We start from the raw sequence: 12185 nt of genomic DNA, 5'->3' as shown, positions 1-12185 counted from the left end.
AAATTACTTAGCAATCAATAAATCGTCATCCTCTTCTTTCACTTCTAATTCCGGTATTGGTTTTACAACAGCTCCAGCCAATATTGCAAAAATAGAAAGGACACCGAAGAATAATGGATAACCTCCTGCAGATACGAGCGGGCTTGCGATCGAGTTTGCAAATGGAGCACCAATATCATTCGCTATATTGACAATCCCCATGTCTTTTCCTGCATCTTCTTTGTTCGGTAATACTCTCGTCATTATGGCAATATCGACTGCTAAAAACATTCCAAATCCCATCGAAATCACCGCTGCCGCAATATAGGAAATCGTAATACTTGGTGAAAAGCCAAAACCTATAATTCCGATTGCCGTTACAAGTGCCGAGCTATAAATAAACGGTTTTTGGCGTCCAACTTTATCTGATAGAAAACCGCCAAGTATACTAAAGATGGCAAGTAATGGAACGGTTATATTCATGCTTGTTGATACATAATGTGTCAGATTTTCAGGAGAAACACCGAAATGCTCTAAATAATAAACACTTGTATATGTTGAAGCTGCATACCCGATTGCCATGAAAAATCTTGTTAATAACCCAAACGAATAATTCGGGTATTTTCTTGGACTTGGGTAAATACGTGCCAGTTTTTGCCCAAAAGATACTGATTCTGATGTTTGTTTCTGCTTTTGGTAGATGACTTGCTCTTCTTTTACTAAAACGCAAGAAATGATAGCGGATACAATCACAACTAGCCCTAGTAACAAAAATTTAAATTCAATACTCCAGCTGTTGAAAATAAGCATGACATTAATACCAAGCATAATTCCGAGTGGAGAGATGATCCCTATAATCCCCGAAGCAGTACCTCGCTTGCTTTCATCAACCTGATCAGGAATTAGTCCATATACAGAGCTCATGATAAAACTTAACAAAAATTTAGCAATTGCGAATGTCACACACACCATGACTACTGATTGAGCGGCACCAACCATGTAAAGTGCTGCACCACCTGTTAATGCCCCTATTAAAATCCAAGTACGACGCCGGCCAAATTTCCACGATGTACGGTCACTTATATACCCTGCCAAATAAAGACCTGCAATCCCTACTAAAGCACTAACAATTGATACAATACTAAAGTTTTTGGTTACATTTTCAGGATCAAGCATAGCTAATTTCATTGTAAGTAATAATGCAATCGGAACAATCGCCCCAACAATGTACCCAAAGTTTGCAATTGAAATGCCTGCTATCAATCTAGGAAACGGTGTTATTGCTTTAGAATTCATTCCCAACCCCTTCTTTCTCTTTTTATTTGTTGAAAGCGCTTATAGTTCTATTTTAGGAGAGGTAGCCCTAAATAACTATGGCGATTTAAGACACAAAAACTATCCATTTCAAACATTTCATTATTAAATCCCCAAATGAAAAATGGAGAGGAATCGTCCCCTCCTTTTAACGACTCAAATATGCTGGTAAACGATACCAACAAATAAATGAAACCATTCATGAACGTAAACCGTATTAAGAATATACACAAACCGAAGGGAGAGCATCATGGTCAATATTCTTATCTTTTCTCTTATTATTGGGCTCGTTTCAGCCATTCTGATTATTCCTTTTACAAAGAAAAAGCCAGCAAAGAAAGAAAACAAAACAGCTCAAAAAACACTCAGTATAGGGGCTATTAGCACACTACTCGCCCTCATTATGATCGGGACGTTTGCGTTTTATTACATGAGCAATTTAGACCGCAATATTTCATCATTATGGATTTTTATGATAGTTGTTTCTGCATTGGGAGCAATGATTGCTTCAGGTAAGGAAAGAATAATAAAGGGCGTTATTTTCTTAGGAAGTTTAGTATTTGGCATATATCTTCTCTCAGCACCTTTCTTTAATGCAAATGAAAAATTCGAATATGCTGATATGAAGGAATCGGTCGAAATTAAAGCATTTGATGAAACCAAAACACCTGCAAGTGTACCGCCGGAGTTTGCAAGAAATAAAATGAAAAAGGCATTTGGTCAAGTACCAAATACGAGTTATTATGAACTTGGACATCTACAAATTCAAAAGGTAAATGGCGAGTTTGTTTATATCGCGCCTGTTGAATTTTCCGGATTTTTCAAATGGCTTAATGGTGACGAAATACCTGGATATTTCACGTTAAGTGCTACTGATTCATCAAAAAACCCTAAATTTATTAAATCTGAAATGACCTATACACCCTCCTCTTATTTTAATAAAAAAGTGGAGCGTCATATTCGAATGAACTACCCTAAACATATTTTTTATGGAGATGTTCAATTAGAAATTGACGAAGAAGGAAAACCATATTATCTCCGTACCTATGGCCAATATGTTTCAGCACGTAATGGTTTCAAGGTGGAAGGAATTGTTATGGTAGATCCTAAAAACGGGGATACGAAAGACTATAAACTAGCTGACGTACCTTCATTCATTGATGGAGCTGTTTCCCCTGAAACAGTTAGCTTACAGAACAGCTACTATGGAAATTATATACACGGATTTTGGAATAGTATTTTTGGCAAATCTGATGTAAAACTGCCTTCTGATGAAGGAACGGAAGCGAATGTCAGCCCTATTTTTGATGAAAATGGTGATATGTATTACTTTACCGATTTTACAAGCCCTAAAGAAGGCGTCGATTCTATGTTGGGATACTCCCTCACTAACTCAAGAACCGGTAAAGCAACTTACTATACTGGAAATCTTGAAGAATCATATATGGATTCCCAAGGCGCTCTGCAAATAATCGAAAAGAAATTCATCGAAAAAAAATGGCATGGCGAAATGCCTGTTTTATATAATTTCTATGGAGAAGCCAGCTGGCTAACACCTGTTTTAGACTCTAACGGCTTTTTACAAAATTACTTTATTGTTTCTGCTGCCAATCCGGAAATATCTGTATATGCCGCTACACCTAACGAAGCATTAAAGAATTATAAAATCGCCTTGCAAAAAGGTGGAAGCAGTGTAGATGGAACATCTGATGCAGAAGAAAAAACTGTAACAGGAACAGTAGTACGTGTTTACAAAGAAAAAACCGGTGATTTCACGATTGTTTCATTTCTTTTAGACAATCGTAAAAATTTCGTCATCTCATCTGAAAATCAACCGTTGGCCATATATCTCCAGGAAAACGACAAAGTCACGATAACCTATCTGGAAACGGGAGAAAACTTCTTGCCGGTTAAAGAAATGGTGATCGACGGGTTGGAATAAGGGCTTTAATAAAAAACGCCTAAAAAAACAATAGCATATAAAAGGAACTCGCCCAAAATTAGGCGGGTTCTCTTTTTTTGACTTTCTCAACTCCATAACAGCTAGAAAATCAATAATATTATCTCACAATATTTTATTCTTTTTTAAGTTAACTAACCTGTCTCTTTAGCAAACAATAACTCATGAAATTAATAATTCTTCTTTTGAAACAATACGCCATTCATTTGCTACAAGTTTGTCTAAATAGTCTTTGATATCAATTTCCTCTAATTCTATTGCAAGGGGTTGTAGAGATACATAGCATTCATTTCTTTCATAATTTATAGTAACTTTTACAACTTCATATCCATTATGAAATCTCGAGTCAAATCCAGGGTCATGAATTATATCTCCTTTAACAGGACGAATAGTCGATTCAATTGTTTTCATGACTAATTCCGATGTAGTATTTTCTTTTTTTGAAGATGTTAGAAAAATAATCATTTTGATTTTCATTACTTGCAGCACCTTTCATATGAATTTGTTCTTAATCATATACATGTTTATAATCTCGGTACTTCTTTGGCTAACCTACTTTTATGAAAAGGACTATGAACAACAAAAAATTGCTTTATCAAAGGCATCTTCTGGAATATAAACTTTATTGTCTTTAATCTTATAAGGAATATTATTCTTTTCTAGTCTGTCTGTGTTCACAACAGGTACAGTATCTCCCCAACGTACATATTCACCATTATATCCGCACCCACTTATGATAATAATTGCAAATGATAACAGCAATAAGTAATACTTCCTCATAATTTATCTCCTATTTAGATTAGAATATTGCTTAAATTATATTTCAATTGAATATATTATCCCTCTTCTTAAAGGCATGGTCTTCAATCTAAGCGCTTGATGACTTAAGGTTATTAAGTATGTATTCAAACTATTATATTAGTAAACATTCTTCTTTCTTGTACTTACTAAGCCCTTTGATAACACCCAAGTAACACCAATAAAAAATCCTTCTATTAGATATGACTCCAAGTGATTCATATGTATAGCAAAAAATTGTGATGAATTGTATGAATAAAAATATCCCCAAACCCACATATAAAATAGCAAAGACAGTAAAACATGTATTAACGGGCCAAGTATTACGATCCTGGTAATCCATGCTGATAGCGTTCCTAGAATAATAGCTATTGGTATTTCAAGAACTTCCAAAACATAGGGATCAAACCAAGTAGAAGCACTTATCAACCGTAACACCTCATTTCTCACAATCCCAAAATATTTTAACATAAATATCCAATTACTTTCACTATTTTCTTTAATAAAATGAATTTAAATTGAAATAAGCGCCTTTCCTTGTTCCAGGAAAGAGCTTGATTGCTGAAGACTGTTATTATCCGAGATCACCCGTTAGGTTAAGTAAATCCTTCAAGAGCTTTTGATTTAAGACAATTTTCAACCCATTAAACGTAAAAGCTCACTTTAATTACCTAATGTATTTATAAATTTAAATAAAGGCGTAGTTACATACCTTTCTTTTCTATAAATGAATATTGTTTTTACTATTCCATATTCATTCGGAATTGAATGCTGTCTAAGGGTTCCTTCTTGTATATGCTTTGCAACCACACTCAGTGGTAGCATACTTAGACCAAGTCCAGCACATACACAACCAATGATTGCATCCAGGGTGCCAAATTCCATTATTTTATTTGGGATTATCCTCTCTTGCTGTAACCATTGTTCAAGCTTTTCCCGATAAGAACATCCAGTACGGAATACAAGCATCGTCCTTGTTTGAATATCTTTAATAGAAGAAATAGGTGGATGTTTTGTATCAGTAACTAGTACCAATTCCTCTTCAAATATTTCCTTCTGAATCAGTTCGGGGCGCTTAATAGGTCCAGCTACAAATGCTCCATCAAGTTCATACTGAAGTACTCCTTGAATATTTTCTTCCGTAGAACCTGTTTTTATCGTTAGATCTACTTCAGGAAAGTCTTTATGATACTTTGAAAGTACGCTTGGTAATCGAACTGCAGCGGTTGTTTCCATTGAACCAATGATTAACGGACCTCTTGGTGTTTGATCATCAGTCATCATATTTTGAGTTTCTTCAATAAGATCGAATATTTTTTCTGCATATGTTAGCAACAAGCTTCCTTTGGCTGTTAATGCAGTTCCGCGATTATGTCTATAGAAAAGCGTTGTTTGAAGATCCGATTCCAACTGCTGTATTTTCATTGTGATATTTGACTGTGCATATTGAAGTTCTCTTGCTGCTTGAGAAATACTTCCCATTTTAGCAACAGTCTGAAAAATTTTTAATGTATGCAAATCCATTGTATTACTCCCCCAACTTCCATTTAGCCATCTAATTAACTGATAGCAACTATCATTATTATGTATTATTCAATATACCAAAAAACAGATATCCTTTAAATAGAGTAACTTTTTAGGAGGAATGTTGTCTTTAGTCATTGCTATGGGGATTGGAAGATTTGCATATACTCCTATTCTTCCACTTATGCAAAAAGAACTTTCTTTTTCAAATACAATTGCTGGTTATATTACTTAGGATATTTGCTTGGGGCAATTTTAGCAGGTTCCTTTCCTTTTAAGAAGTATAATTTTAATACAGCATTGATAGGAGCAGCTAGTGTCATTTTAATTGGAGCAGGAATACTTTTATTTGGAATACAATTTAAGGAGAATACCACGGATCATCACAAAAAAAGAATGTATTTAAAATCACGAGGTGAGATTTATGCTAAAGAATGAAATGACAGAACTTTTACAAATTCAATATCCGATTATACAAGCTCCTATGGCTGGCGGAGTATCAACTTCGAAATTAGTAGCCGAGGTTTCAAATTCTGGAGGTCTAGGAATGATTGGTGCAGGTTATATGACACCTAACCAAATGCGGGAACAAATTAAAGAAATAAAACAGTTAACATCAAACCCTTTCGGTATAAATCTATTTGTTCCTGATGAATATGATGTTATAGAGGAAGAAGTAAAATCAGTTAACGAAATATTAAACCCTATTCGCAAACAACTGGATTTACCTGGAAAAGATAGTGTTGAAATCCCTAATTTTAACACTGTTTTCGAAACATTTATTGATCAAATAGGGGTCGTAATTGAAGAGAAGGTTCCTATTTGTTCCTTTACATTTGGCATTCCTTCTAAGAAAGTAATTGCTAAACTGAAAAAAAATAACATAATTTTGGTGGGTACTGCTACTACTGTTAGAGAAGCAGTTGAAAATGAAAAAGCAGGAATGGATATTGTTGTTGTTCAAGGAAGTGAAGCCGGTGGACATCGTGGGAACTTTATCGATGGGTATCAGGAGAGTTTAGTTGGTTTAATGTCACTTATCCCACAAGTTGTTGACAATGTAAACATTCCGGTTATTTCCGCAGGAGGTATTATGGATGGAAGAGGGTTAATGGCTTCAATTTGTGTAGGGGCAAAGGGTGTACAAATGGGTACTGCTTTCCTGACTTGTATTGAAAGTGGAGCACATAAGATACATAAAGAGGCAATACTTAATGCTACCGAGGATAATACTGTATTAACTCGTTCATTTTCTGGTAAATGGGCAAGAGGAATAAAAAATAAATTTATTTTAGAAATGCAGAGGCACGAAAGATTTTTGCCAGATTTCCCTGTTCTTAATATACTAACCCAGGATATTAGGAAGACTTCTAGTGATCAAAATAATCTAGATTTCGTGTCACTTTGGTCTGGTCAAAGCCCAAGATTAGCTAAAAGTCAAACAGTTGAATCATTAATTAAAAATATTATTGCAGAAGCTAACAAAATAAATTTAGATATACAAAGGTTCTTATAACTCATTGGGGTCCTATGTAGAACTCTTTTCAAACTAATTCCTATAGGTTTTGAAATGCCAACCAAATATTTCTTGTTGACATTTTTTATTAATTTCTACTATAAAAGTAGGCAAGGTAATACAGTAACACAATATCCGTTACTGTACTACCCTGCTCCGGTATTTTATGTAAAACGCATCACAATCCCTCTTCCCATTCTAAGTGATTTTCTCCAATCTGTCCCTAACATGAGAAAGCACCTTTCTTTGTTCAAGAAAAGCGCTTTAATGTAGTTAATCAATAACGCACTCCTTGAAGAAAAAACTACTCGATACATATAAAGATTACTGATTAATATGCTATACTGTCCTAGGTTTCACCCCCTGTTTTGAAGCTGTTTCCCAAGCAGATAGGAATTCTTCTATTGTTGAATATCTTTCTACTCTATCTAATTTAACTGCCTTATTTGCTACTTGATAAAGTTCCTGTCCAGCATCCCACTTAGAAAATGAGTGGTCAAGTTCTCCACCTAACAATCCAAATGCGATTGCTCCCATATTAAATACGTTTGTTCTTTCGTCAATTTTGGCACCTAACTCAAATTCTTCCGGGGACATAAATCTAGATGATCCCCACAGTCGCCCCATTGGATTGATAAATGGTTTTTTCTTATATAAATCAATGTCACAAATCTTCGTGATATTATTTTTAAAGTCATATAAAATACTCCCATCGTAAAAATCAACTGCTACATAATCATTCCTTTCTACATTTAGATGGAATTCTACTATATTTTTAAATGACTTTAAACGTTGTTCAATTGGTAATTTTTTAAACCGATAATAAGGTGACTCTGGGTGAGTGTATTTATGTGGTGGCGGGAATGACCAATGGGAGTGAAGACATTCACCTTCAAACCACTCAAAAACCAACACGTATCCTGTATCTTTTTCAAAATGCTCAAGTAAATTTATCAAGTGTTTATGTCGCAAATTTTCATATAGGGAAATTGAATTCTTTAATATCTCGATCGCTTTTTCTGGTTGTCCGGTATATTCTTTTGTTTTTGCACCTGCATACTTCACAAATTTTTTTACTCCATCTTTTTCAATACCAAAACATATATTCCCTGAGTCTTGCTCATCAAAAACACTGAATACTTCTCCCATGTTTGTTAGCCATTCGAAGTTATGTCTTTCTTTTAATTGAAAGGATACTCTATCTAAATTGATAACCTGCATTTCGCCCATTTAACTCCTCCATTTTTCTTTTAAAGACATATTCTATAAATATTAAAAACTTTACCTTCATGCACTAACTTGATGTGTTATTGCATGAAGAAAAGGTGCCATAATGCTATTTTTGTCTTAATACTCTTGCACCGGTTGGAAAGAAGGTAGGGTTAATCACCATATTTCTCCTTCATTATTTCAATTAATTTTTCTTTTATTTTCTTTCTTAACTCACCGTGTTTTTCCTCACTGTATTGCAGCTCTTCCCAATGCCATAAATCACCATACTGCCAAACTGGATAAGGTTTCTTATCCTCAGGTTCCCACTCATAGCGAGGAAAAATATGAGCATGCAAAAACGCATCTGAATTTCCATACATCGAATAATTTAAGCGTCTTGGATTACATACAGATTGAATGGCATCACCTATTAGACTCATATCTACTAAATAATCACCTCTCTGTTCAATTGTTAAATCATTAAGAGTGTAAACTTTCGGATATGCAAGTAATACACAGTATCCAGGCAAAAACTGAGTATCCCCAATTACTGCATAACCACTTTTCATTTTTGCAATAACCAAAGGATTTTCTCCACGTTCTATAGCTCTAAAACGGTCTTTTTTCCAATCCACACTCATAGTTTCACTCTCCATCCCTTTTCATTCTTTATGCATATTTTGTTTCTTGATCAGAAATTACCTTCTTATCAAACTGCCTGTTCATTTTATAATCATAATAGATTAAAATTGGAATAGGATGTCAACTAGTCCTTTTTCAGGCATCAGAGAGGAGGAGCATTTTTGGAATTTAAAACTGAAAGATTAACAATCAGACCTTATACAAGTAATGACTTACATGATGTATTTACTATTTATAACAACGATGATACATGTAAATATCTTTTACATGATAAGTGGACAATTGAAAATATGCATGAAGAATTTAATAAAAAGCTAGAAAATAGAGAACTTACAAAAGAAACATCTTTAAGTTTGGCAGTAGTCAACAATACAAAAGTAATTGGTGATTTATCTGTTTGGTATACATCTATGAAAGATACCGTTGAAATTGGTTATAGCTTTTCTAATGATTCTTCAGGAAGGGGTTTTGCTACAGAAGCCGTGAGTAGTTTAGTCAAGACGTTATTTGATACATTTAATGTGCATCGTATACAAGCAAATCTTGATGCAAGAAATAAAGCTTCACAAAAATTATGTGAGCGTATAGGAATGAGAAAAGAAGCTCATTTTATTCAGGATTTTTGGAATAAGAATGAATGGACAGATAGCATTGTATATGGGATGTTACGTTCAGACTTAGATTTACGGAACTAACATGAAATAGTACTCACGGATATTGAGCAATCTTTTTTATAATCCGTGAGTACTTCTATCAAAGTGTATTTATCTAATTAACAGATACCAAAAAACTAAGTAATCAAACTATAATGTTAAAAAATCTTATGCAAACGACTCAATCCTTTTTCTGCAGTTAATATCATTTCATCAAATAAATCTTGAACTGTTGGAATATGATCGATAAGACCGATTACCTGACCAGCCCACCCAAACCCTTCTGTTTCATCCCCATCATATATATATCTAGTATTAGCTTTACCGCTAATTACTTCTTTCAGATCTTCATAGGTTGCCCCTTCCTGTTCACGCTCGATAATACCCAGCGCATATTGACTTTTCAACACTCGTCCCGGTGAACCTAATGTTCTCTTTATCACAACTGTATCTGTCTCTTTCGCACTAAGAATTTCCTGCTTGTATATTTCATTTGCATGAACACATTCTTGAGTAGCTATAAAACGAGTACCCATTTCAATGCCTTCCGCACCTAGAGCGAATGCTGACAATAACCCGCGCCCATCACCAATACCTCCACTTGCTAATACTGGGATGGAAACAGAATCTACGACACGAGGAACAAGCACCATTGTGCCAATATCGTCACGTCCTAAATGACCTCCACCTTCCTGACCTACTGCCATTACAGCATCTGCACCTAATTCTTCAGCTTTTTGTGCTTGTCTAACTCCCGATACTAAAACTAGCGTTTTAATATTGCATCCTTTTATTCTTTCTAAAACTGGTTGCGGGTTACCTCCAGTTATCGAAATGGCTGGTACCTTTTCTTCAATAGCCACTTCAAGTAATTCTTTATATTGACCATCGTGTTTTGCAATTGCTAGATTCACACCAAAGGGCTTATCGGTGAGTGTCCGTACTTTACGGATTTCCTCTCTAAGTCTTTCAGGTGTACGTAGTGTTGCCGCAGTTATTTGTCCAAGTCCTCCCGCATTTGATACAGCTGCAGCTAGTTTGGCATAAGCAAGGTAAGCAAGTCCTCCTTGGACAATTGGGTACTTAATGCCGAATATCTCCGTTACACGTGTTTTCATAACCTCTTCACTCCTTTTAAGAATGTTCTATGCTATAAGATTAGATATTCGACTGAAAGATTCATTAATCCTATGAAAGATTGTTAAAAGGCGCATTTTTGTGGTAAATGGGCGCATTTATCACTTAAACTATAGCGCTTTTTTACAAAGGCTGTTTTCGTATAGATTGTTGTTTTTTCCCGATACTAATTGGACCTTGCTATAATTGCGTTCTAGGAGGCGGTAAAAATGTGGGAAAGTTTATTCCAGGGATTCTCAGAACTACCTAAATCAGAACAATTTAAGTTATATAATGCGATTAAGTTTCTATTGTTTCCGGCAGATCAAGGATACGTAGCAAAGATAATTAAGGATATCCGTGAAAGTCGATTTCACGAAGGCCATGCTTGTTTACATTGTGGAAGTGTCTTGGTTAAAAAGAACGGAAAATATCGAGGAAGGCAATGATACCTCTGTAAAGATTGCGGGAAAACGTTCAATGATATGACTAACACTCCCCTATCGTGCACCCATTACCCAAGTAAATGGATGGAATACTTCAAGATGATGGTTGATGGCTATACGTTGCCTAAAATCACTGATGTTTTAAAAACACATAGCTCAACCGCTTTCTATTGGCGGCATAAAATCCTTAATGCTCTTAGGTCATTAGGCCACAGTAAATTAAAAGGAATTGTCGAGAGTGATGAAACTTACTTTTTGGAAAGTCACAAAGGCAAAAAAGATATCTCCCACCGTGAGGCCCGTAAATGAGGCGGTGTAGCTACAAAAAGGGGCATTTCTAATGAACAAATATGCGTGCTTGTAGCCCAGGATCGAAATGGACAAGTAATTTCGGAAATGGCCGGCACAGGGAGAATTAAAAGTACTGAGATAGATCGTGTATTGGGTCAATTTATAGAAAATAACGCTTTGTTATGCTCGGATAACGCAACCAATTATATGAAGTTTGCAGCAGAAAAAGAGCTAAAGCACGAAATTGTGAATATTCGAAAGGGAATTTACGTCAAGAAGTCAATTTACCATATCCAACACGTCAATGCTTATCACGCTCAGCTCAAGAAATTTATGCAAAGATTTAAAGGTGTGGCGACCAAGTTCTTGGATAACTACCTTTTCTGGTTCAAATATATTAACCAAACAAAAACTATTGCCAAATCTGAACGGGTAAAACAACTCCTCTTAGGTTCTTGCCGGAATTCCAAACATTCTACAGTGAAGATATTAAGAACTGCTTAAAAATTCCGTTTTTGATGGTATATTTGGTGTGCAAAAATTTGAAATAAGCCGGAAACCTCTTTAAGAACTTATGTTAAAATTTGTATAATCGAAATAAACTTGTTTAACTAAACCAGCTAATAGTTTGTCAATATTTTTCATTAAAAACTTAAAATATATCATGCTATACTAAAAATAAGCATGCCAAATAACCTTCCGTTTGTTTAGATTTGGAAGGTTTTGTGTTAATT

11 protein-coding genes and 1 pseudogene are annotated in these 12185 nt (G+C 35.0%); 5 read left to right on the top strand and 7 right to left on the bottom strand.

The window, feature by feature from the left end; all coding sequences use genetic code 11:
* Nucleotides 1-3 precede the first annotated feature (3 nt).
* Nucleotides 4-1275: an MFS transporter gene (locus tag BK577_RS14395; RefSeq protein WP_078433595.1), complete on the bottom strand. Its 1272-nt coding sequence runs from the start codon at nucleotides 1273-1275 to the stop codon at nucleotides 4-6.
* A gap of 268 nt (nucleotides 1276-1543) precedes the next feature.
* Between BK577_RS14395 and BK577_RS14390 the strand changes: the two genes are divergently transcribed.
* Nucleotides 1544-3235: a sulfite exporter TauE/SafE family protein gene (locus tag BK577_RS14390; RefSeq protein ID WP_078433594.1), complete on the top strand. Its 1692-nt coding sequence runs from the start codon at nucleotides 1544-1546 to the stop codon at nucleotides 3233-3235.
* Nucleotides 3236-3415: 180 nt separating this feature from the next.
* On the opposite strand, the gene BK577_RS14385 is transcribed toward BK577_RS14390, so the two are convergent.
* The 3 genes from BK577_RS14385 to BK577_RS14370 form a co-directional block, all read right to left on the bottom strand.
* On the bottom strand, nucleotides 3416-3730 hold the full coding sequence (locus BK577_RS14385) for a hypothetical protein (RefSeq protein ID WP_078433593.1): 315 nt from the start codon (nucleotides 3728-3730) through the stop codon (nucleotides 3416-3418).
* A 93-nt stretch (nucleotides 3731-3823) separates the two neighbouring features.
* On the bottom strand, nucleotides 3824-4033 hold the full coding sequence (locus BK577_RS14380) for a hypothetical protein (protein WP_078433592.1): 210 nt from the start codon (nucleotides 4031-4033) through the stop codon (nucleotides 3824-3826).
* 681 nt (nucleotides 4034-4714) lie between these two features.
* Nucleotides 4715-5575 carry a LysR family transcriptional regulator gene (locus BK577_RS14370; RefSeq protein WP_078433590.1) on the bottom strand — a complete coding sequence of 287 codons (861 nt, stop codon included), beginning with the start codon at nucleotides 5573-5575 and terminating at the stop codon, nucleotides 4715-4717.
* 124 nt (nucleotides 5576-5699) lie between these two features.
* Between BK577_RS14370 and BK577_RS26385 the strand changes: the two genes are divergently transcribed.
* Together BK577_RS26385 and BK577_RS14360 are read left to right on the top strand one after the other, a co-directional pair.
* Nucleotides 5700-5810, top strand: coding sequence for a YbfB/YjiJ family MFS transporter (locus BK577_RS26385; protein ID WP_342743296.1), 111 nt, complete (start codon nucleotides 5700-5702; stop codon nucleotides 5808-5810).
* A 189-nt stretch (nucleotides 5811-5999) separates the two neighbouring features.
* Nucleotides 6000-7091: an NAD(P)H-dependent flavin oxidoreductase gene (locus BK577_RS14360; RefSeq protein WP_078433589.1), complete on the top strand. Its 1092-nt coding sequence runs from the start codon at nucleotides 6000-6002 to the stop codon at nucleotides 7089-7091.
* Between the two features lie 339 nt (nucleotides 7092-7430).
* On the opposite strand, the gene BK577_RS14355 is transcribed toward BK577_RS14360, so the two are convergent.
* Together BK577_RS14355 and BK577_RS14350 are read right to left on the bottom strand one after the other, a co-directional pair.
* Nucleotides 7431-8321, bottom strand: coding sequence for a protein kinase domain-containing protein (locus BK577_RS14355; protein ID WP_078433588.1), 891 nt, complete (start codon nucleotides 8319-8321; stop codon nucleotides 7431-7433).
* A 152-nt stretch (nucleotides 8322-8473) separates the two neighbouring features.
* Entirely contained in the window at nucleotides 8474-8944 is a 471-nt protein-coding gene (locus BK577_RS14350; protein WP_342743295.1) for an HIT family protein, read from the bottom strand.
* Between the two features lie 162 nt (nucleotides 8945-9106).
* Here BK577_RS14350 and BK577_RS14345 point away from each other — a divergent pair, with 162 nt between their 5' ends.
* The gene (locus BK577_RS14345) at nucleotides 9107-9640 is read left to right on the top strand and encodes a GNAT family N-acetyltransferase (protein ID WP_078433587.1); all 534 of its coding nucleotides are present in this window, start codon (nucleotides 9107-9109) and stop codon (nucleotides 9638-9640) included.
* A gap of 116 nt (nucleotides 9641-9756) precedes the next feature.
* Here the strand turns inward: BK577_RS14345 and BK577_RS14340 are convergent, their stop codons facing one another.
* On the bottom strand, nucleotides 9757-10716 hold the full coding sequence (locus tag BK577_RS14340; protein WP_078433586.1) for an NAD(P)H-dependent flavin oxidoreductase: 960 nt from the start codon (nucleotides 10714-10716) through the stop codon (nucleotides 9757-9759).
* A 228-nt stretch (nucleotides 10717-10944) separates the two neighbouring features.
* Here BK577_RS14340 and BK577_RS14335 point away from each other — a divergent pair.
* Nucleotides 10945-11955 (top strand): annotated as a pseudogene (locus BK577_RS14335) (IS1595 family transposase).
* Nucleotides 11956-12185: the final 230 nt, after the last annotated feature.

The organism is Metabacillus halosaccharovorans, from assembly GCF_002019635.1.
Classification (GTDB): domain Bacteria; phylum Bacillota; class Bacilli; order Bacillales; family Bacillaceae; genus Metabacillus; species Metabacillus halosaccharovorans.
Note: the sequence above shows the minus strand (reverse complement) of the source record. Positions and strands in the feature narration are given on the sequence as shown.

Excerpts from the sequence above, each read along its gene's own strand:
- BK577_RS14395 (WP_078433595.1), bottom strand. The coding sequence starts at position 1,275 with ATGAATTCTAAAGCAATAACACCGTTTCCTAGATTGATAGCAGGCATT.
- BK577_RS14390 (WP_078433594.1), top strand. The coding sequence starts at position 1,544 with ATGGTCAATATTCTTATCTTTTCTCTTATTATTGGGCTCGTTTCAGCC.
- BK577_RS14385 (WP_078433593.1), bottom strand. The coding sequence starts at position 3,730 with ATGAAAATCAAAATGATTATTTTTCTAACATCTTCAAAAAAAGAAAAT.
- BK577_RS14380 (WP_078433592.1), bottom strand. The coding sequence starts at position 4,033 with ATGAGGAAGTATTACTTATTGCTGTTATCATTTGCAATTATTATCATA.
- BK577_RS14370 (WP_078433590.1), bottom strand. The coding sequence starts at position 5,575 with ATGGATTTGCATACATTAAAAATTTTTCAGACTGTTGCTAAAATGGGA.
- BK577_RS14360 (WP_078433589.1), top strand. The coding sequence starts at position 6,000 with ATGCTAAAGAATGAAATGACAGAACTTTTACAAATTCAATATCCGATT.
- BK577_RS14355 (WP_078433588.1), bottom strand. The coding sequence starts at position 8,321 with ATGGGCGAAATGCAGGTTATCAATTTAGATAGAGTATCCTTTCAATTA.
- BK577_RS14350 (WP_342743295.1), bottom strand. The coding sequence starts at position 8,944 with ATGAGTGTGGATTGGAAAAAAGACCGTTTTAGAGCTATAGAACGTGGA.
- BK577_RS14340 (WP_078433586.1), bottom strand. The coding sequence starts at position 10,716 with ATGAAAACACGTGTAACGGAGATATTCGGCATTAAGTACCCAATTGTC.